General features: G+C 59.5%; 16 protein-coding genes. 8 read left to right on the top strand and 8 right to left on the bottom strand.

Translation table 11 applies throughout. The features are described 5' to 3' along the window. Window positions 1–40: 40 nt before the first annotated feature. From LOC68_RS04355 to LOC68_RS04330, 6 genes are all read right to left on the bottom strand, one after another. The gene (locus LOC68_RS04355; RefSeq protein ID WP_230216141.1) at window positions 41–1,474 is read right to left on the bottom strand and encodes a dihydrolipoamide acetyltransferase family protein; all 1,434 of its coding nucleotides are present in this window, start codon (window positions 1,472–1,474) and stop codon (window positions 41–43) included. Between the two features lie 55 nt (window positions 1,475–1,529). Beyond that, on the bottom strand, window positions 1,530–4,247 hold the full coding sequence (aceE, locus tag LOC68_RS04350; RefSeq protein ID WP_390623344.1) for a pyruvate dehydrogenase (acetyl-transferring), homodimeric type: 2,718 nt from the start codon (window positions 4,245–4,247) through the stop codon (window positions 1,530–1,532). Window positions 4,248–4,578: 331 nt separating this feature from the next. After that, complete coding sequence (gene lpdA / locus LOC68_RS04345) at window positions 4,579–6,003, bottom strand: dihydrolipoyl dehydrogenase (RefSeq protein WP_230216139.1); 1,425 nt, start codon at window positions 6,001–6,003, stop codon at window positions 4,579–4,581. 138 nt (window positions 6,004–6,141) lie between these two features. Next, window positions 6,142–6,750: a 30S ribosomal protein S4 gene (rpsD, locus tag LOC68_RS04340; protein WP_230216137.1), complete on the bottom strand. Its 609-nt coding sequence runs from the start codon at window positions 6,748–6,750 to the stop codon at window positions 6,142–6,144. 178 nt (window positions 6,751–6,928) lie between these two features. Then, window positions 6,929–8,014, bottom strand: coding sequence for a phosphatidate phosphatase App1 family protein (locus tag LOC68_RS04335; RefSeq protein WP_230216135.1), 1,086 nt, complete (start codon window positions 8,012–8,014; stop codon window positions 6,929–6,931). A 157-nt stretch (window positions 8,015–8,171) separates the two neighbouring features. After that, window positions 8,172–9,146, bottom strand: coding sequence for a cytochrome-c peroxidase (locus LOC68_RS04330; protein WP_230216134.1), 975 nt, complete (start codon window positions 9,144–9,146; stop codon window positions 8,172–8,174). Window positions 9,147–9,229: 83 nt separating this feature from the next. On the opposite strand from LOC68_RS04330, the gene LOC68_RS04325 reads away from it, so the two are divergent. Beyond that, entirely contained in the window at window positions 9,230–10,807 is a 1,578-nt protein-coding gene (locus LOC68_RS04325; RefSeq protein ID WP_230216132.1) for an amidase, read from the top strand. A 67-nt stretch (window positions 10,808–10,874) separates the two neighbouring features. Here LOC68_RS04325 and LOC68_RS04320 read toward each other — a convergent pair whose 3' ends face one another. Next, window positions 10,875–11,900, bottom strand: a complete 1,026-nt coding sequence (locus LOC68_RS04320) for a DUF1573 domain-containing protein (protein WP_230216130.1) — start codon at window positions 11,898–11,900, stop codon at window positions 10,875–10,877. Window positions 11,901–12,262: 362 nt separating this feature from the next. On the opposite strand from LOC68_RS04320, the gene LOC68_RS04315 reads away from it, so the two are divergent. From LOC68_RS04315 to LOC68_RS04285, 7 genes are all read left to right on the top strand, one after another. Further along, on the top strand, window positions 12,263–14,458 hold the full coding sequence (locus LOC68_RS04315; protein ID WP_230216128.1) for a thioredoxin-like domain-containing protein: 2,196 nt from the start codon (window positions 12,263–12,265) through the stop codon (window positions 14,456–14,458). Window positions 14,459–14,668: 210 nt separating this feature from the next. Continuing rightward, entirely contained in the window at window positions 14,669–16,114 is a 1,446-nt protein-coding gene (gene ffh, locus LOC68_RS04310) for a signal recognition particle protein (protein ID WP_230216126.1), read from the top strand. A gap of 56 nt (window positions 16,115–16,170) precedes the next feature. Next, window positions 16,171–16,602: a 30S ribosomal protein S16 gene (gene rpsP, locus LOC68_RS04305; protein ID WP_230216124.1), complete on the top strand. Its 432-nt coding sequence runs from the start codon at window positions 16,171–16,173 to the stop codon at window positions 16,600–16,602. A 6-nt stretch (window positions 16,603–16,608) separates the two neighbouring features. Beyond that, a complete protein-coding gene (gene trmD, locus LOC68_RS04300) occupies window positions 16,609–17,316 on the top strand; it encodes a tRNA (guanosine(37)-N1)-methyltransferase TrmD (RefSeq protein WP_230216122.1) in 708 nt (235 codons plus the stop codon). Between the two features lie 21 nt (window positions 17,317–17,337). After that, window positions 17,338–17,688, top strand: coding sequence for a 50S ribosomal protein L19 (rplS, locus tag LOC68_RS04295; protein WP_230216120.1), 351 nt, complete (start codon window positions 17,338–17,340; stop codon window positions 17,686–17,688). 168 nt (window positions 17,689–17,856) lie between these two features. Next, a complete protein-coding gene (locus tag LOC68_RS04290) occupies window positions 17,857–18,270 on the top strand; it encodes a YraN family protein (RefSeq protein WP_230216118.1) in 414 nt (137 codons plus the stop codon). 164 nt (window positions 18,271–18,434) lie between these two features. Further along, window positions 18,435–19,502 carry a PLP-dependent cysteine synthase family protein gene (locus LOC68_RS04285; RefSeq protein WP_230216116.1) on the top strand — a complete coding sequence of 356 codons (1,068 nt, stop codon included), beginning with the start codon at window positions 18,435–18,437 and terminating at the stop codon, window positions 19,500–19,502. Here the strand turns inward: LOC68_RS04285 and LOC68_RS04280 are convergent. After that, window positions 19,497–20,186 carry an AraC family transcriptional regulator gene (locus tag LOC68_RS04280; protein ID WP_230216114.1) on the bottom strand — a complete coding sequence of 230 codons (690 nt, stop codon included), beginning with the start codon at window positions 20,184–20,186 and terminating at the stop codon, window positions 19,497–19,499. The two genes, LOC68_RS04285 and LOC68_RS04280, sit on opposite strands and share 6 nt — an antisense overlap. Window positions 20,187–20,404 lie beyond the last annotated feature (218 nt).

Genomic DNA, 20,404 nt, shown 5'->3' with positions numbered 1-20,404 from the left:
ACCAATTATGGCGAGCTTTTTTCTTAGCGTCATTCAAAGCTTACGGAGCCAACAGCAATCGGCTCGGAGCTTCGAGATAGGTTTTGATCTCGTTCAGGAAGCGAGCGGCCGTGGCGCCGTCGACCAGGCGGTGGTCGTACGACAGGCTCAGCGGCATCATCATGCGGGGAACGATCTGGTCATTGACGACGACCGGCAGCTTGCGGCTGCGGCCGACCAGCAGGATCGCCACTTCCGGGACGTTGATGATCGGGGTCGAGTAGGTCCCGCCGATCGCGCCCAGGTTGCTGATGGTGAAGGTTCCGCCGCGGATCTGGTCCATCGAGAACGAACCGGTGCGGACGTCGTTGGCCAGCTTCTGGACTTCGCGAGCGATTTCCGGAATCGGCAGGCGATCGGCGCTGCGGATGTTCGGCACGACAAGGCCACGTTCCGAGTCGACGGCGATGCCGACGTTGACGTATTCCTTGTAGATGACCTGGGCGTTTTCCATGTCGATCACGGCGTTCAGCGCCGGATTGTTTCGCAGCGCCAAGGCGACCGCTTTGACCAGGAACGCCATCGAGGTCAGCTTGACGCCCGCTTCGGCGTAATCGTCTTTGCTTTGCTGACGGAGCGCTTCGAGCGCGGTGACGTCGGCGTCGTCAAAGTTGGTGACGCGCGGTGCGGTGGTCCACGACAGGCTCATCTGGGCGGCGATCGTCTTGCGGATCTTCGCCATCTTTTCGATGCGGACCGAGCCGTAATTGTCTTGGCCTTGTTCGCCCGGCGGAACAACCGACGGCGGAGCGATCGGCTTTTCGGCCTTGGCCGGAGCGGCGGCAGTCGCCGTGGCGGCCGCTTTGCCGCCGGCTTTGCTCAGTTTGCGAACGGTGGCCAACACATCGTCACGGGTGACGCGACCATTCTCGCCGGTCCCCTGCACGGAGCGGAGATCGACGCCAACTTCGCGAGCGAAGCGACGAATCGCCGGACCGGCCGGAACGTCATCTTCTTCGGCGTAGATCAAACCTTCGGTCGAAGTCGCGACGGCGACCGGCGCTTCGTAAGCGACGACCGGCTGCGGAGCCGGAGTGACCGGTTTCGGAGCGGCCGGAGCGGGAGTCGGCGCCGGTTTCGGCGGCTCGGGCTTCGGAGCTTCCGCTTTCGGAGCAGGCTCTTCCTTTTTCGGTTCGGCCTTGGGGGCTTCCGTCTTCGGCGCGGCCGGAGCCGGCTTGGCTTCGGCGGCGGCGCCTTCGGCCGCTTCGACCGAGATCAACGTTCCGCCGATCGGCACGCTATCGCCGGCGGCGATATGAACCTTGGTCACTTTGCCGGCGACGGTGGTCGGGATTTCGACGGTCGCTTTGTCGGTTTCGAGTTCGAGAATATTTTGATTCTTCGTGACGACGTCTCCAACCGAGACGTAGACCGAGAGAATGTCGCCTGATTCAATGCCATCGCCCAGTTCGGGCAATTTAACTTCTGTCGCCATGATGTTGCTCCGGCGGAGTCGATATCGATGTTAGGGAGAGTTCGCGAAAAGCCGCCTACGCGAAGTAGGGATCGACCTTTTCCGGGTTGTAGTCGAGGTCCTTAATCGCCTTGGCGACCTTTTTGGCGTCGAGCTTCCCTTCGCGGAACAATTGATACAAGGTGGCGATCACGACCGAAGCCGCGTCGATCTCGAAGTGACGGCGAAGCGCTTCGCGAGTTTCGCTGCGTCCCATGCCGTCGGTACCGAGGGCCAACAAATTGCCCGGCAGATAATCGCGAATCTGTTCCGGCAACGCGCGGACGTTGTCGCTCGAAGCGATGAACGGTCCTTCGACCCCTTCCATCACTTGTTCGAGGTACGACTTGCGCGGCTCTTCGGTCGGGTGGAACATGTTCCAGCGTTGGCACGCGTGAGCGTCGCGACGCAACTCGGTGTAGCTGGTGACGCTCCACACGTCGCTGGAGACCTGGTACTTGTCGGCCAGGATCTGCTGCGCTTCGAGGACGCAACGCAGAATCGGACCGCTGCCGAACAGCTGCACGCGATTCTTGCCTTTGGCGGCGTCGAGCGAGTTGTACTTGTAGATCCCGCGAACGATCCCTTCTTCGGCGCCTTCGGGCATCGCCGGCATCGCGTAGTTTTCGTTACCGACGGTGATGTAGTACATCGCGGTTTCGCCGTCGACGTACATCTTCTTCATACCGTCGAAGATGATCACGGTCGTTTCGTAGGCGAAGGCCGGATCGTACGAACGGACGGTCGGGAAGGCGATCGCGTTCAGGTGGCTATGGCCGTCCTGGTGCTGCAAACCTTCGCCGTTCAGCGTGGTGCGCCCCGCGGTACCGCCGATCAGGAAGCCCTTGGCGCGGGTATCCGCAGCGGCCCAAACCAAGTCGCCGACGCGCTGGAAGCCGAACATCGAGTAGTAGATGAAGAACGGCACCATGTTAATGCCGTGCTGGCAGTAGGCGTTGCCCGCCGCAATGAACGACGACATCGAGCCCGCTTCGGTGATCCCTTCTTCCAGGATCTGACCGTCTTTGGCTTCCTTGTAGTACATCAACTGATCGGAGTCGACCGGTTCGTACAGCTGGCCGCCGTGAGCGTAAATGCCGATCTGGCGGAACATACCTTCCATACCGAAGGTACGCGATTCGTCCGGAACGATCGGCACGATGTTCTTACCGATGCTCTTGTCTTTGACCAGCTTGCTGAGCAAACGGACGAAGCCCATCGTGGTCGACAGTTCTTTGCCGCCGCTATCGCCCAGGAACTCTTGGTAGTCGGCCAGAGCCGGAACGTCCATTTTCGGGCTGTCGGTCGGACGCGTCGGCATGAACCCGCCCAGCGCCTCGCGACGCTTGACCAGGTATTTCATCTCGGCGCTGCCTTCCGGCGGACGATAGAACGGCGCTTTCACCACTTCTTCGTCCGAGATCGGAATGCTGAAGCGGTTGCGGAAGTCGGCCAGTTCTTTCTCGTTCAGCTTCTTCTGGTTGTGCGTGACGTTGCGGCCTTCGCCCGCTTCGCCCAGGCCGTAACCCTTCACCGTTTTGGCGAGGATGACGGTCGGCTTGTTGGTGCACTCGACGGCAGCCTTGTAGGCGGCGTAAACCTTCGCCGGATCGTGACCGCCGCGGAGCATCTTCTCGAGACGTTCGTCCGAGTACGACTTCACCAGTTCGAGCAGTTCCGGATACTTGCCGAAGAAGTGCTCGCGGATGTACGAGCCCGGCATGACGACGTACTTCTGGTACTGGCCGTCGACCACTTCTTCCATCCGCTTGACCAAGAGGCCCGATTGATCGGCTTCGAGCAACGGATCCCAGTCGCTACCCCAGATCACTTTGATCACGTTCCAGCCGGCGCCACGGAAGACCGCTTCCAGTTCCTGGATGATCTTGCCGTTACCGCGAACCGGACCGTCCAAACGCTGCAGGTTGCAGTTGATGGTCCAGGTCAGGTTGTTCAAACCTTCGCGAGCCGCCAGGCTGATCGCGCCCAACGTTTCGGGCTCGTCGCATTCGCCGTCGCCCAAGAAGGCCCAGACGCGCGTGCCGTCGGTCTTCTTGATGCCGCGATCTTGCATGTAGCGATTGAAGCGCGCCTGGTAGATCGAGCAGATCGGTCCCAAGCCCATCGAAACAGTCGGGAATTCCCAGAAGTCCGGCATCAGCCACGGGTGCGGATAGGACGAAAGACCTTGCACGTCCTGCAGTTCGCGGCGGAAGTTCTCCAGGTTCTTTTCGGTCAAGCGACCTTCGACGAAGGCGCGAGCGTAAATGCCCGGCGAAGCGTGACCTTGGAAGTAAACCTGATCCCCTTCGTAACCGCCGTGACGACCGCGAAAGAAGTGGTTAAAGGCGACTTCGTACAGCGTCGCGGCCGAAGCGTAGCTCGAGATGTGACCGCCCAAACCGCTAAAGTCGCGGTTCGCTCGGGTCACCATCGCCATGGCGTTCCAACGAATGACGCTCTTGATGCGGCGTTCAAATTCGCGGTTGCCCGGATAAACCGGCTGCTGGCTGACGTGAATCGAGTTGATGTACGGGGTGTTCGCGGCAAACGGCAGATCGACGCCGCGAGCGTGAGCACGGTTTTCAAGAGCTGAAAGCAGGTAGCGAACCCGATCGCCCCCTTTGCTCTCAATGATGTAATCCAGCGAGTCGATCCATTCTTTGGTTTCGCTCGGGTCGGTATCTTGCGAGTGAGCCGCCGGATTTTGACGCAAAATGTTTTCCTCGGCGGGCATCAACTTGGCTTCTGCCATCAATATTTCCTCGCTTGCTATTTGGAAACTGCGGAGGCGCCAATTTGGGACGCCACGACCGCCCACTCCTTTTCAGAAGGCGGTAAATCCGATCCAGCAGTCAGATTCGGGGCGAACATCCGTAAATGTCCAACCCTGAATGAGTTTGTAAGTATAGGCCGCTGTTCACTTTGGACGCTAGGGAGGCAGACTTCGCCCCACCCGATGTTGCGGCACAATTCACACAATCGTACGTTCCGGTATTCTCCGTCAGAACGCCGCGTTAGAAAAGGGCTCCACGCCGAAATCGGGAGCCCTTTGCAATTCCATACGCCGTAAAGACTTACGTCGCCTAGCGTTTCGGCTTGTAAATCTCGGTCGCCGTTCCAAAGAAGACTTCGGCCGCATTCATGACGGTTTCGCTCAGCGTCGGGTGGGGGTGGATCGAAGCGGCGATGTCGCCCACTTCGGCCCGCATCTCGATCGCCAGGACCGCTTCGCCGATCAGTTCGCCGGCGCCGGGACCAACGATGCCGCAGCCCAGAACCACCTTGGTGGTCGGGTCGACGATCCATTTGGTCATGCCGTCCGAGCGACCCAGCGACTGGGCGCGACCGCTGGCGGCCCACGGGTACATCACGACTTCGACTTCGCGACCGGCCGCCTTCGCTTCTTCTTCCATCAGACCAGCCCAGGCGATTTCCGGGTCGGTGAAGATCACCGCCGGGATCGCGGCCGGCTTGAATTCAACCGGATGACCGAGCAGCGCTTCGATCGCGGTGCGGCCTTCGTGCGTCGCTTTGTGAGCGAGCATCGGGTTGCCGGTCACGTCGCCGATCGCGAGCAACTTCGGATCGTCGGTTTGCAGCTGACCGTTGACGGCGATAAAGCCGCGCTTGTCGACGACGACCTTGGTGTTTTCCAGACCGATGTCCTTGGTGTTCGGCCAGCGACCGATCGAGACCAGGACGCGATCGTACTTTTCGGTGCCGAACTTGCCGGGACCTTCAAACGCGACTTCGACCTTTTCGCCGCGAATGCCGATCGAGCCGACCTTCGTGTTGAGGTGCAGACGCCCTTCAAACAAGGTTTCAATCCGCTTCTGCAGCGGCTTCACCAGGTTGCGATCGGCGCCCGGGAGCAGACCGTCGGTCAATTCGACGACGCTGACCTGCGTGCCGAGGTTAGCGTAAACGCTCCCCATTTCGAGACCGATGTAACCGCCGCCGATGACCAGCATCGTTTCCGGCACTTCCTGCAACTGCAGAGCGCCCGTGGAATCCATGACGCGATCCGAGTCGACCTGGAAGGCCGGCGGAACCGCAGCGACCGAACCGGTCGCGATCACGCATTTGTCGAAGGTCAGCTTGCCCCCTTCCGGAATCGTCGGGCTATCGCCGGTCAATTCCAAGGTGTTGCTGTCGAGAAACTTGCCGCGAGCCTGAATCACGGTGACGTTGCGGCGTTTGGCCAGCTGCTTCAGCCCGGCCGACATGGTTTCGATGACCTTGTCTTTGCGGGCACGCAGTTTGTCGAGATCGATCTGCGGAGCGCCGAACGACACGCCCCAGTCGTCGTGCAGTTCGTACGTTTCGTCAATGACTTTGGCGACGTGAAGCAAAGCCTTCGACGGAATACAACCTCGCAACAAACAGGTACCGCCGAGACGCGGCTCCTGCTCGATCAAGGTGACTTCCATACCGTGGTCGGCGGCGAGAAAGGCGGCGGCGTATCCACCAGGACCACCTCCCAAAACAGCAAGCTGCGTGTGGCTCATGTCGTTTCTTTCAGCGCTTGTCTAACGATCGAAGCGAAAGTTCGATGGCTGGGACATAAAAAAAGGGATTCTTCGATGTGGGTCACACCTAAAAATCCCTTGGAAATTCGTAATTGCTTGGCGAACGAGTCGTCGGGGTTAGCGCGACATAAATTCGACCACGATGTTGACGTCTACCGGCAAGCTGACGTCTTCAGCCGTCGGAATCGAGTCAAAGGTCGCCGACAACGTTTCCTGATCTTGGGAAACGAACGCGGCGATCTGGCTGCCGTTTTCGCCCAGAATGCTGCGATACAGGATCTGCAGCTTCTCGCGATTGCGGACGCTGACCACGTCGCCCGGACGCAGTTGGTACGACGGCTTGTCGACCTTGGCGCCGTTGACCAGGAAGTGACCGTGAACGATCCCCTGGCGAGCTTGCGGACGGGTCAAAGCCAGGCCGGCGCGACGGACGACGTTATCGAGACGGCGTTCGCACAGGATCAACAGCTGTTCGCCGGTGTTCCCCTTCATGTGCTTCGCGGTTTCGAAGTAACGACGCAGCTGGCGTTCGCCCAAGCCGTAATAATGCTTGATCTTTTGCTTTTCCATCAACGCGGCGCCGTAGTTGGACGGGCGTCGAGGACGGTTGTGCATGCCAGGCGGAGTCGCACGACGATCGTAACCCTTGATCGCGCCACGGTTCTCGTAGATCACGCCGCCCAAGCGACGGTTAATCCTGGCCTTAGGACCGGTATAGTGGCCCATCAACTACTCCTGATTTCGGTTCGACGGCGACCGCACAAGGCGATCGAAATGTAAATTCGTTTCGCAGTGGGCGGGAACTCGAAGTTCTCCTGGCCTGACGGCGGGCCCACAGATAAACCGCATATCGTGCCACAAAGACTTCGACCTGGCAAGAGGCCCGATCCCCTTTTTGTTGACTTCACGCAAACCGGCTGGATATCTGCGGAAAGTCGGGAGCCGATAGGGCCCGATCGCCGATCTCGCTCGGTTCGCGGAAGACCTGCCATAGCTGCTCCGGCAACCCGTGAAACGCCCGGGCATAGCGGGCCGGATGCGAGTTTTTCCCGCTCAAATCGCGGATATAGATCCGATCGACCTGCTGGGGAAATTTGCGGGCAATCACGCCGTAAGTTTCTGGATCTTTTTCTCCGGAATCGCCGACGAGCACAAACTTGCGACAGGGAAAGGTCTGCAAAATGTGCTTGATCGCCTTCCGCTTCCCCCACCGACGGGCAATAAATAGCCGCAAAACGCTCGGATCGCGAAAACGGATCGACTTCATATGGAAGGTCCCGCCCGGCAAACCTTCCGAGAGGAACAACTCGGACAGCGGCAAAAATAGCTGCCACGGCGAGGAGGTCACGTAATGAAACGCGGCGCCCTGCTCTTCCCAGGTTTTGAACAGGTCCGTAATGCCCGGCACGGTGCTGAATTCACGCAAAAACGTGTTCGCCAGCATCGACTTACGCGTTGCGACGTCGGTGTGCTTTACCGTGTCGTCGATGTCGGAAATGATCGACATCCCCGCGTGCTCGAGCAGTTGAATCCGCGAGACGAACGACCGCGAATCGTCTGAGTCGAGGACGACGCGAAACGGCAGAAAGACGCCGGCCGGCCCCGATTCGATAAACGGCTCGACCTCGTCCCGGTCCAACTCCACGCGACCGCGGAACTGCCCGTTCTTGGCCGATCGCTCGGTCAGGCGATAGCGACGATTGCCGATCTCGACGACGATCTGCTTGCCACGGTGCTTATAGACGGTGAATCCCAGGATTCGCTGCTGGAAGATCTCAGTCTGCAGGTCTTCCGGAGTCGCATCCATCAGACGCGCCAACAGTCGCAGCATAATCCAGCGAGGAAGGTTGTCCGGCACCTTCTCAAAGACGCAGCCATGAACTTCCACGACCCAGCGTCTGCCGTCGGCAGACGGGTAACCGTAGGTTGGATAGACCACTACCGACTGATTGGCGGTAAAGTCTGATACGGCCATGTCGTCTGGCTGCATGACGACGCTCCGCTCAGGCGGAGACCCAATACTAGCAATGATTTACGTCCAATTTCCGCTCGGTATTGTAGCGAACATTCGCAGGGGGCGGAAAACGTTTCCGGCTAAATTACCCAGATTCCGCCAAAGCTTCACGCACGAGCAACAATTTCCCGTTTTACGGGGAGTTTGTCGCCGACGCCATACCCGCGTCCGTTTCCCTGCCTGGATAGTTACGACTGCGAAGTCCCGCCTCCAGGAAATAGAGGAGATCCTCTTTCTCGGATTTGCTGAGCCCGAGCGGTCGCATCCGCACATCGAGTCCGTCGCGTCGATTTCCGCCGCGATCGTAATAATCGACGACATCCCTTAGGGTCGTCAAACTTCCATCGTGCATATACGGGGCTGTTCGCTCCAAGTCGCGCAGCATTGGAGTACGGATCTTTTGGGGGGACGCCCCAATCCCTGTGTCGTGGAATTGATGATCGGTAAGCACTTTTGCGATATGGCAGTCGCCGCAATTGGCCCGCGAGAAAAAGACGCCCGATCCGCGGGACATTTGGTCGTCCATTGCAGTCGCCCGCCCATTGCGAAACAGGTCGTAGGGCGTTTCGGCCGCCAGCAATGTCCGCTCGAACGCGGCGATCGCCTGGGTGACGCGTTCGGCGGTTACATCTCCGGCAAACGATTCCTGAAACTGCACGACGTACGCCGGATCGGCCGCGAGTCGCTTCTCCAGCTCGCGCAGATCCATGTCCATCTCCACGCGGTTTTGAATCGGCTCTAGCGCTTGCTCTTCCAGCGTTTTCGCTCGTCCGTCCCAAAAGAGCGAGTGCTGCAGACCCGTGTTGATAATCGACAGCGGATTCCGCTCACCGGTGCGACCATCAACTCCTTTGGCGACCGGCGTCGAGAGTGACCAACCTTGCTCCGGGTCATGACACGACGCGCAGCTGATCGACTTGTCGCGCGATAGTTGCGGATCGAAAAACAACCGGCGACCGAGCGCTACTTTGGCCGCCGTCTGCGGGTTTCCGTCCGGCACACGGACCCAATCGAGCCCCAGCGGCACCTCTGAAATGAAATCATCCGCCGTCGCGCGACCAAGGGGCGCGAGGAGAAGCAAGATCAAGCTAAGCGAACGGAGGACCATGGGCGTGCGCGCGGAGGGAGGACATCGTTTATCATACAACAAACCGACTGGCCCGACCGCGTTGCCCCCAGAACCGCTGCGATATGGACGCTCCTCGAAAAACTCCGCCCCTTTGCCGCCTGAGCGCCGCCCAAATCGTCGCCGGCGTCGCGGCTGGCGAGTTCTCCGTCACGGAAGTGATCGACCAATACGCCGCGCGGATCGAAGCGGTTAATCCGCAGATCAACGCGCTCGTCTATCCGCTTCTGGATGCGGCGCGAGAAACTGCGCAAGCGTACGACGCCGCCGGCCGGCCCAGCGAACCAGGTCTGCTGCATGGCGCGCCGTTTACCGTCAAGGAATGCTTCTACGTGCAAGGAGCGCCGGCGACGATCGGCCTGACGAATCAACTTACGCTCTCTCCGCAGGATGGCCCGCACGTTCAGCGAATGCGAGCCGCCGGCGCGATACCGCTCGGCGTCACCAACGTCCCGCAGTTAATGATCCTGCACGAGACCGACAACCCGGTCTACGGAAGGACGAACAACCCGTGGAATCTTGAGCACGGCGTCGGCGGTTCGAGCGGCGGCGAAGCGGCGATCATCGCAGCGGGCGCATCGCCGCTCGGTCTGGGAAGCGATCTCGGCGGCAGCATTCGATTGCCGGCCCACTTCTGCGGCGTCCACGGCATCAAACCAACCAATCGCCGCTTGGCCCGCACCGGCGCGTTCGACAACTTGCGCGGCATGCAGGGGCTCGAATACCAAACCGGTCCTTTGGCCAGTCACGTCGAAGACCTGGAGCTTGCGCTCCGCGTTCTCGCGTCGGCCGAACATGGCTGGCGACATGGCGACGTCGGCCCCATTCCGATGACGCCCAGCCGCGACGTCGACTTGTCGCAACTGAGGATCGGCTACTGGGAATATGACGGCTACTTCCAAGCGGCGCCGGCGATTCGCCGCGTCGTGCGTGAATCGATCGCGGCGTTGAAGGAGTCCGGCGCCCAATTGATTGAGCTTCGCCCGCCGAACATCTCCAAGGCGCTGCAGCACTACTTCGCCATAATCAGCGCTGACGGAGGCGCCGACTTCCGCAATCTGCTTACCGGCAGCAAGAAAGACGCCGAGGTCGCTCGCATAGTTCGACTGGCGCAAACGCCACGCTGGATTCGCCCGCTGATGGCGGCGCTGCTCCGGATGCGAGGCGAACGGAAGTTGGCCGATCTGTTTGTTGCCGCAGGGCCACGCTCGGCGACATCGCTTTGGCAAGCGACGGCCGGCGCGATCGACTTCGTCGATGAGGTGCAACACACATGGGACGACGAGCGGATCGATGCGGTGATCACGCCGCCGCACGCTTTGCCGGCGTTTCTGCATGGCATGGCGGTTGAATTGATCCCGTCGGCTAGCTACTCGCTCCTCTTCAATCTGCTCGGAGTTCCGTGCGGAACGGTCGCCTGTTCGCGTGTTGGCGAAGATGAACTCTCGGATCGAACCGTTCTTTCTGACCCGGTCGAGCGCAGCGCGCAACAAGTAGAACTGGCGAGCGCAGGCATGCCGGTCGGGCTGCAAGTCGCCGGACGCCCTTGGCGCGAAGATCAGGTCCTCGCGATCATGGGGAAGATCGAATCGTACTTCCGTCAGCGGGACGACTACCCAGACGTTACTCGGCTCCCGATCTGATCAGCGCGCAAAAAAAGACGCCCTGCCAGGCAGAGCGTCTTTTGGAATTTCACTTTGTTGGAACGGCTTACTCGTTCAGCGTAACCGCCGCTTCGTCGCTGACCGTATCGGTTTTGACGTTCACGGTGGCGATCGTTTCGCCCGAGGCGCCGCCGGCGATGTCGGTTTCGATCACGATCTTCTGCGTCTGGGCGCCCGACTTGCCGCCAGCGGTGAAGGTGACCGGAACGAAGTGCAGCAACTTCGATTCGTCCGACGGTTCGGCGAATTGGAACGACTGGTCGTCACATTTGATCGAGGTGATCTTAAACGGCTTCTTGGCACGCACGATCAGCTTCTTTTCGATCGATTCGCCCGGCGCCAGTTCGCCCAAGGCCAAAGCGGCGGGGCTGACCGTAACGGCCGGAGCAACCTTGCCTTCGACCGGCAGGGTGATGTTCGGGTTGCGCGAGTCGCTGGTGACCAAGGTCAGGTGATCTTGGATATAGCCGACCGGAGCGTCGTCTTTCAGCTTGACGGTCAGGTCATACGAGATACGACCAGAGCCACGTATCGGGTCCGACATTTCGACAGCCAGGTAGGGGTTGTCGCTGCGAATGTCCATGATCTGCCAGTTGCTGCCGCCGGCGTAAGCGACGTTCACTTTGGCCGAAGCGGGTTCGCCCTGATCGACCGAACCGAGTTTCACGGCGCCTGGCTGGAAGACGACGTCGCCACGAATGTGACCGCGGACGTTCAATTGAACTTCAGCGTAGTAAGGCTTGTCGATCGTCACCGTGACGGTGGCGCTCTTTTCGCCGAGAAAGCTATCCGTATTGAACTTGCAGACGATGGCGCCCTTTTCCCACGTCTTCAGTTCGCCCCCCTTAATCGAGGGCGAGGTGCATCCACAGCTGGAGCGAACGGAGGCGACGTGAACGTCTTCTTCGTAGATGTTTTGCAGATCAAACTCGTAAATCGCATCGGCGCCGCGAGCCACGGTACCAAAATCATGCGACGTGACGTTGAACATTTTCCGGGCCCAATCCTGCGCCGAAGCGACGCTAGCGAGCATCAAACAAAATGCCAACGACAGAAATGCTGATCGAGACACGAGCTTTGCTCCTTAGCAAATTTCCGAGGCGGGAGGCCGACTCTTCCCGCTCGAAACAGGGGGGAGTATCCGGCGAATCGACCCGTTCTATTGGAACATAACGGGGCGCCGGCGTAAAACATCCGACACCACAGGGGAATAATCGGTAGAACCGTTACAAATTTCCACCGAAATCGGGTTCGATGCGCGATTCCGGTATTTGTACCGCAATTCACCACATCAAATGAACCGCAATACTTACCATGACCGTACCATCTTCCCGATTTTCTCTAGGTCGGCGCCAGCAATTCGCTAAGATGAAAAATAGCTCCACTAGCATTCCCACCGATTTAATCCCCCCCTTCGCCACGAATTCGAGGTGCATGATGCAAACGAATCGAAGTCTGAGCATCTGTTTGATGCTCGTTTTGCTCCTTTCTACCTTTGGATGCGGACCAAGCCGACCAGCTGTCGTCGCCGCCGCCGAAGAAGGACGCAAAGCGGCCGAGCAAACCGATGCCGAACCAGCCGATCCGGCGAAACCAGCAGAAGGTGAGGAGGACAATAAAATTCCTGAACCATTCCCCCGCCGTATTCCGTCGCCTGAATTCCCCACCGACATGGAGTGGATGAATACTTCAGGCCCGGTCCGATTACGCGACTTGCGCGGAAAGTTCGTGCTGCTCGACTTCTGGACCTATTGCTGCATTAACTGCATTCATATTCTGCCAGAACTGAAAAAGCTGGAGCACGAGTTCCCCAACGAACTGGTGGTGATCGGCGTTCATTCGGCGAAGTTTGAAAATGAAGGGGACGCCAAGAATATCGCGGAGGCGATCCTTCGCTACGAAATCGAACACCCGGTCGTCAACGACAACCAACATCGGATCTGGAATTCGTTCTTCGTCCGCAGCTGGCCGACGATGTACCTGATCGATCCGGAAGGAAACGTCGTCTTCGGTCGCAGCGGCGAGTTTGAAGCGAAAGAGATCGCCGCCGTGTTGAATCGTGCGATTCCTTATTACGAACAACAGAAGACGCTCGATCGGACGCCGATTCGTTTCGAGTTGCTCGCCTATAGCCAAGACCCGACTCCGCTTCGCTTTCCCGGTAAAGTGCTTGCCGACGAAAAGTCGAACCGGCTGTTCATCGCCGATAGCAATCACAACCGGATCGTCGTCGCCGATCTCGACGGCAAGCTGATCGAGACGATCGGCAACGGCGCCATCGGCACATCCGACGGCGACTATGCCAACGCCAGCTTCCATCACCTGCAAGGGATGGCGCTCGATGGCGACGCCCTTTACGTCGCCGACACCGAAAACCACATGCTCCGCCAAGTCGACCTGAAGGCGAAAACGGTGAAGACCATCGCCGGCAAGGGCGAACAAGGCCGTAGCGCCTGGCCCGGCATGCCGGAAACAGGCATGCTCCGCTCGCAAGTTCCCGATCGTTACGTCGGCAAGCCGCTCGAAACGGCGCTGAACAGCCCCTGGGCTTTGTGGGTAAAGGGGGATGACCTCTACATCGCGATGGCTGGTCCGCATCAGATCTGGAAGATGAAGCTCGACGGTTCGGAAATCGGACCGTATGCCGGTAACGGCCGGGAAGACATTGTCGACGGCCCGCTGTTGCCGCCGGTCCCGTATGAACAAGGTTATTCGTCGTTCGCGCAGCCTTCGGGCCTGACGTCCGACGGGACCTGGCTCTACGTCGCGGACAGCGAAGGAAGCTCGATCCGCGCCGTTCCATTCGATCCCAAAGAAAAAGTTCGGACCGTGACTGGTTCGGCCCATTTGGCTTCGGGCCGACTGTTCGACTTCGGCGACAAGGATGGCTCGGCGACCGAAGCTCGCCTGCAACACGCACTCGGCGTTTGTTACGTCGATGGGCAGATCTACATCGCCGACACCTACAACAGCAAAATCCGGGTCGCCGACGCCAAAACCGGCGACGTGAAGACTGTTGCCGGAACCGGCGAACATGGGGCCGACGACAACGCCCCCACCTTTGACGAACCGGCCGGGCTCAGCTACGCCAAGGGCAAGCTGTACGTGGCCGACACCAACAACCACCTGATCCGGACGATCGACCTGAAAACCAACCAGGTCAAAACGCTGACGATCGAAGGGCTGACCCCGCCGTCGCCGCCGAAAGTGAAACAGGCCCCGAATTTCTCTTCCGCCGTGGAAGTGATGCTCGATCCGGCCAAGGTGACCGCGACTGACGGCCAAGTGAAGCTGAACGTTGACATTCAGCTACCGGTTGGCTGGAAGATCAATACGCTGGCGCCGACTAGCTATTACCTGGAAGGGAAATCGTCTGGGCCGGCCCAAATCGCCGCCGAGGTCGAATTGATGACCCTGCCAGAGCCGAAGTCGCAGTTTACGATCTCCGTTCCGGTCGCCGGCGAAGGGAAGTCGACCGTGAAACTTTCGCTCCGCTACTACTTCTGTGAGGACGGGGTCGACGGGCTCTGCAAGACCGCGGAAGTCCGCTGGACCGTTCCCCTGGAAGTGGTCGCATCGGGGGGCGAGTCAGGCGTTACGCTCACCACGCAGCCCGAAGTGGGCCTGTAACCCGCTTTCGCATAATGAGTTAGCTAATATTCAAAGCCGCCGAAGCCTCCCGCTCGGCGGCTTTTCTTTTGCGCCACAGGTGCGCCCAAATTCATGGGGGCGACCAATTTACAAACCGGGCAAAGCTTTGCTAAGATACGCGTTTCGTCTCAATCCGCCCCTGCATGCTGGGCGGAGGACGATTCCCTATTTGTCCGTACCGGTTCCTCCATGTTCGCTTCCCTGCAAGACAATCTCCGATCCGCGCTGAAAACGCTGCGCGGCAAGGGAAAGCTGTCCGAAGCGAATATGCGCGACGGCCTGAAGATGGTCGAAGAGGCGCTGATCGAAGCGGACGTCGCCTACCCGGTAGTCCAAGACTTCATGGCGCGCGTTTCGGAAGAAGCGCTGGGACAAAAGGTTCTTAAATCGCTCAATCCGGATCAGCAGCTGGTCGGCGTCGTCCACGAGCAGTTGATCGCGTTGCTGGGCCCGGTCGATCCCTCGCTGCGACTCGACAAGGACGTCACCGTCCTGATGATGTGCGGCTTGCAGGGCGCCGGGAAAACGACCACCTGCGGTAAGCTGGCCCGCTTGATCGGCGCCGAAGGGAAAAAAGCCCTGCTGGTCGCGGCCGACTTGCAGCGTCCCGCCGCCGTGCAGCAATTGCACGTGGTCGGCGACAGCGTCGGCGCCAAGGTTTACAGCGAAGAAGGCGCCACCGACCCGATTGCGGTCTGCCAGAACGCGGTGAAATATGCCCGCGAAAATGGCGTCAGCGTGGTGATTCTCGACACCGCCGGCCGTTTGGCGATCGACGAAGAGTTGATGGAGCAGCTGAAGACGATCGATCGCAAGATCGGTCCGGATCAGTGCTTCCTGGTCGTCGACGGCATGACCGGTCAAGACGCGGTCAACAGCGCGAAGGCGTTTAACGACGCTTTGGAGCTGGACGGCGTGATCATGACCAAGCTGGACGGCGACGCTCGCGGCGGCGCCCTCTTGTCGGTCAAGCACGTCACCGGCGTACCGATCAAATTCATCGGCGTCAGCGAACACATGGACGGCCTCGAGCCGTTCTACGCCGATCGCATGGCGGGGCGCATCCTCGGCATGGGGGACGTCCTCTCGATGGTCGAAATGGCTCAGCGCGAGTTCGACCAAGACGAGGCGATGAAGGCCCAGAAGGCGCTCGAAGCGGGCAATTTCACGCTCGACGACTTCAAACGCCAACTCGAACAAATCATGCGGCCCGGCCTGATGACCAAGATGCTCGGCTTGATGCCGGGCTTTGGCGACATGGCCAACATGCTGAAGAACTCCGATCACGAAAAAGAGATGCGCGGTCTTCGTGGGATCATCGACTCGATGACTCCCCAAGAACGTCGCAACCCGAAGCTGATCACGCCGCAGCGCCGGCAACGGATCGCGACCGGCTGCGGAAAGTCGCCGCAAGACGTCAGCAACCTGCTGAAGCAGTTTGATGCGATGTCTTCGGTGATGAAGGGAGCGTCGCCGTCGGAGCTGATCAGCAAGATGCAGCGGGGCGACCTGATGGATCCGACGGGCAAGATGAAGAAGAACAAGGTCGGCACCGGCAAACGCCTCAGTACAAAAGAGCGCGCCGCCCAGAAAAAGGTGCGTGACAAGGCGCTCCGCAAACGTAAAAAACGCTAGAAGTCATTTTCGATACACAGTTGAATCAATTCGCAATTGCACAGGAGTAATCGTTCGTGGCAGTACGAATTCGCATGAAGCGGATGGGTCGAACCCACCGCCCGTTTTACCGGATCTGCGCCATGGATGCCCGTTCGCCGCGTGATGGCAAGGCGATCGAGTATCTAGGCACCTATGACCCGTTCGTTTCGGAAACCGACGCTCGCGTCGTATTGAAGCGCGAACGCGTCGACTATTGGCTGGGCGTTGGCGCCCAGGCTTCGCCGAAAGTCGCTACTTTGATCAAGAAGTACGGCACCGGCGGTACGCACCTCGACGCCCAAAACGCCGCTCTCGCCAAGCTGCAGGCCACGACCAAGTTCGTGCCGCCGAAGGTCGAGATCGCCGAAAAGGCTCCCGAAGCTCCGGCTGCGGAAGAAGCTCCGGCCGAAGGCGAAGTCGCTGAAACTCCTGCCGAAGAACCGGCCAAGGAAGAAGGCGGCGAGTAATTCGCCATGCGTTTCGACGTACTGACTTTGTTTCCTGAGATCTTCTCCAGCTACCTGGGGCAGAGCCTTCTGGCGAAGGCGATCGAAGGAAACCTGGTCGAGGTCCATCCGCATGACATGCGGAAATGGGCTAACGATAAGCACAATCGCGTCGATGACCGCCCTTTCGGCGGCGGCGCAGGAATGGTGATTCGCGCGGAACCGGTCGTCGAGTGCGTCGAAGCGGTTCAGCAAGAAGGAAACCAGCCTGGTCGCTTGATCATGCTGACCCCGCAAGGGAGACGGCTCGATCAGCGACTGGTGGAAGAGTTGAGCCAGGAGAAGCGACTGCTGCTTTTGTGCGGTCGCTACGAAGGGTTTGACCAACGCGTCAGCGACCTCCTCCATCCCGAGGAGGTTTCGATCGGCGACTATGTCCTCAACGGGGGCGAAGTCGCGGCGATGGCGATCATCGACGCCGTGATCCGGCTCATCCCAGGCGTGCTGGGAGACGAGACGAGCAGCGTCGACGATAGTTTTAGCTCGGGCAATCGGCTGTTGGAGTTTCCGCAATACACGCGACCTCGCGTCTATCGCGGACTTGCGGCGCCAGACGTCCTGCTAAGCGGCGACCACGCCCAGATCGCCGCCTGGCGAAAACAACAGAGCATTGAACGAACAAAACGGCGGCGAGCCGATTTACTCGATCGCCAAGCCGAGACTGAAGACGAATAATCGCTGGAAAGGAAAGTTATCATGAGCCAAGATTTGATGAACAAGGTCGAATCGGCCTACAAGAAGGCGGACATCGACCAGTTCGAGATTGGGGACACCGTCGACGTCCACACCAAGATTCTCGAAGGGAACAAAGAACGTATCCAGGTCTACACCGGCACCGTCATCGCCCGTAGCGGCAGCGGCACCCGTGAGATGTTCACCGTCCGTCGCATCGTCGGCGGCGAGGGTGTCGAAAAGAAATTCCCGATCCACAGCCCGAAGGTCGACAAGGTCGTCTCGACCCGCAAGTCGGTCGTTCGCCGTGCGAAGCTGTACTACCTGCGTGATCGCGTCGGTAAGGCGACCCGCCTGACCGAACGTCGCGTCTAAACGCGGTACTCTCCAGCGATTTGATTCCAAGCCGCTCGGTCCTGATGATGGGCCGAGCGGTTTTTGCATGCGCCGTTTGCCGCCCCTCTTTTTGCGTGATTTCTCTTCGCCGCCGCGCTACAATCAGAACGCCCCCTTCGTCCCTCTGGTCTCGGTGCGAGTCGTCTCATGCTCTTTCGCTGGATCGCCCCATGGCGCAAGCCGCAGTCGCTTGGCCTTCGAGGAGAAGCGGCCGCCGCTCGGTTTCTGCGCAAGCTCGGCTACGTGATCATCGCTCGCAGCGATCGCTCCAAGCTGGGTGAGATCGACATCGTGGCGGTCGACGGCCGGACCGTCGTCTTTGTCGAAGTGAAGACCCGCACTTCCAGCGACACCGCCCATCCCAGCGATGCGGTCGACGCCGTCAAGCAAGCGAAGCTGACTCGTTTGGCGCTCAGCTATCTCCGCCGGCACAACCTGCTGGAGTGCAAAGCTCGCTTCGACGTCGTTGCGATCACCTGGCCCGCAACTGCGACGCAACCGACGATCGAACACTTTCCGAACGCCTTCGAGCCGACCGGCGAGTTCCAGCTGTTCTCCTGACTTCTGCCCCTGGCTGTCGGCAATTTTGGCGTTTTTCCGAACAAAGTAATCGAGCAATTGGCGGGAAATCGACTATCGCAAGCGGCGGCAGGCGAACTAGACTGCGAGTCGGAATGTCCTTGATTTCGCTCCGCCAACCCAATTCGACAACAAGCGATTAGCCGATGACCAGCGCCTGGGTAAACCGTGCGATCTCTGCGATCGAGCGCGATTTCAACCGCTCCGCCGATACCCATCTGATCCAGGTTCCGTGCCTTCAGTTGCCGAACATTTCGATCTACTTGAAAGATGAGTCGATTCATCCTTCCGGCAGTTTGAAGCATCGGCTCGCTCGTTCGCTCTTCCTCTACGGGATCTGCAACGGCTGGATTCGCGAAGGGACGCCGATCGTCGAAGCCTCGTCCGGCAGCACCGCGATCAGCGAAGCCTATTTCGCTCAACTGCTCGACCTCCCGTTCCATACGGTCATTCCGGCCAACACGTCGCGCGAGAAGGTCAAAAAGATCGAGTTCCTCGGCGGGACCTGCCATTTGGTTGACGGCGGCGATATCTACTCCCATGCGGAGCGAATCGCCAAAGAGCTCAAAGGGCACTACATGGATCAGTTCACGTTCGCCGAACGGGCGACCGACTGGCGCGCGAACAACAACATCGCCGAATCGATGTTTCGCCAGATGGCGCTCGAAGCCGATCCAGTGCCGAAGTGGGTCGTCGTCTCGGCCGGAACCGGCGGTACGTCGGCGACGATCGGGCGGTACATTCGCTACCAGAAACTGTCGACGCAGCTTTGCGTCGCCGATCCGGAGAACTCGGTCTACTACGACTATTATCAAACCGGGGATCGTAACGTAACGTCGTGCGGCCCTTCCCGCATCGAAGGGATTGGTCGCCCGCGCGTCGAAGCTTCGTTTTTGCCGACGGTCGTCGACCGGATGATCAAAGTCGACGACGCCGCATCGCTGGCCGCGATTCGCTTGCTGGAATGTCTGCTCGATCGCAAATGCGGCGGCTCGACTGGCACCAACTTCTGGGCCACGATGCAGATTGTGGCCCAGATGATTGAGCAGGGAGAGACGGGGAGCGTCGTCACGCTGATCTGCGACGGCGGAGAACGCTATCTGACGACCTACTACGACGACGCTTGGATTGCGAGTCAGGGACTCGATCCAGCGCCGTACGAAGCGTGGCTCCGCAGTTTTCTCGACACCGGCAAACCGCCCGCCTGCTTATAGCGAGCTGGTCGCCTGACGATAACGAGCCGGCGTCAGCCCGGTCACTTCGCGGAACTTGCGGGTCAGAGCCGCTTGATCGTAGAAGCCGGTATCAATCGCGATCTGCCCGACCGAAAGATCGGTTTCGCGGAGCTTCTTGGCGGCGGCGTCGATTCGCAACTTCGTCAGCAACTGCCGCGGCGAGAGCCCGGTGATCTTGCTGATGCGACGTTCGAACTGACTCGCCGACATGCTGGTCTTCTCGGCCAGATCGCCGATCCGCAGCGGCTTGCTGTAGTCGCGATGAAGCGTATCGAGCGCTTCCTTCACGGCGCCTAGCTCTTGCCCTTCGTCGGCCCGAATTTCCAGGTCGCGGGAGATGCTCGCCAGCGCGATCACTTCGCCCGAGCGCGAACGAATCGGCGCCTTGTGCGACACGAACCAACCGACGTCGCAGTCGGCGCGGGTGATCATCTCGAGACGATCTTCGATGTTGACGCCGCGATCAAAGACTTCGTCGTCTTGCTGTTCGTAACCGGCGGCCAACATCTCTGGAAAGACTTCAATCGCGCGGCGGTTCAGCACTTCGCTAACCGTCTTTTTAAGCGTCGCGTTGACCAAGGCGTCATTCGCGGCGACGTAACGACGGTCGCGATCTTTGATGCAAAACAAGACGTTTGGCAAAGAGCGAAACAAAGTTTCCATCGTCTCGAGACCAGGCGCTTCCGCAAAAATTTCGGCCCGCGACGTTGTCGTAGTTGCCCGATTCAAAGCGAATTCCCTTTACGAAATCGCGGTTTTCCGCCGAACCGCATTTGTAGTTTTTCTGCACAGCAACAAATTGTAATCGCAAGACAGTTCTCGCAAAGAGCCCTAGAATTGTAAAAAACCAGCTTTTAACAGAACGCCCTCTCGCTGTGATG

Origin of the sequence: Blastopirellula sediminis (assembly GCF_020966755.1) — a bacterium.
In the GTDB taxonomy this organism is placed as follows: domain Bacteria; phylum Planctomycetota; class Planctomycetia; order Pirellulales; family Pirellulaceae; genus Blastopirellula; species Blastopirellula sediminis.
This window is presented reverse-complemented; position numbering and strand designations above follow the sequence as displayed.

Excerpts from the sequence above, each read along its gene's own strand:
- LOC68_RS04355 (WP_230216141.1), bottom strand. The coding sequence starts at position 1,474 with ATGGCGACAGAAGTTAAATTGCCCGAACTGGGCGATGGCATTGAATCA.
- aceE (WP_390623344.1), bottom strand. The coding sequence starts at position 4,247 with ATGGCAGAAGCCAAGTTGATGCCCGCCGAGGAAAACATTTTGCGTCAA.
- lpdA (WP_230216139.1), bottom strand. The coding sequence starts at position 6,003 with ATGAGCCACACGCAGCTTGCTGTTTTGGGAGGTGGTCCTGGTGGATAC.
- rpsD (WP_230216137.1), bottom strand. The coding sequence starts at position 6,750 with ATGGGCCACTATACCGGTCCTAAGGCCAGGATTAACCGTCGCTTGGGC.
- LOC68_RS04335 (WP_230216135.1), bottom strand. The coding sequence starts at position 8,014 with ATGCAGCCAGACGACATGGCCGTATCAGACTTTACCGCCAATCAGTCG.
- LOC68_RS04330 (WP_230216134.1), bottom strand. The coding sequence starts at position 9,146 with ATGGTCCTCCGTTCGCTTAGCTTGATCTTGCTTCTCCTCGCGCCCCTT.
- LOC68_RS04325 (WP_230216132.1), top strand. The coding sequence starts at position 9,230 with ATGGACGCTCCTCGAAAAACTCCGCCCCTTTGCCGCCTGAGCGCCGCC.
- LOC68_RS04315 (WP_230216128.1), top strand. The coding sequence starts at position 12,263 with ATGATGCAAACGAATCGAAGTCTGAGCATCTGTTTGATGCTCGTTTTG.
- ffh (WP_230216126.1), top strand. The coding sequence starts at position 14,669 with ATGTTCGCTTCCCTGCAAGACAATCTCCGATCCGCGCTGAAAACGCTG.
- trmD (WP_230216122.1), top strand. The coding sequence starts at position 16,609 with ATGCGTTTCGACGTACTGACTTTGTTTCCTGAGATCTTCTCCAGCTAC.
- rplS (WP_230216120.1), top strand. The coding sequence starts at position 17,338 with ATGAGCCAAGATTTGATGAACAAGGTCGAATCGGCCTACAAGAAGGCG.
- LOC68_RS04290 (WP_230216118.1), top strand. The coding sequence starts at position 17,857 with ATGCTCTTTCGCTGGATCGCCCCATGGCGCAAGCCGCAGTCGCTTGGC.
- LOC68_RS04285 (WP_230216116.1), top strand. The coding sequence starts at position 18,435 with ATGACCAGCGCCTGGGTAAACCGTGCGATCTCTGCGATCGAGCGCGAT.
- LOC68_RS04280 (WP_230216114.1), bottom strand. The coding sequence starts at position 20,186 with ATGGAAACTTTGTTTCGCTCTTTGCCAAACGTCTTGTTTTGCATCAAA.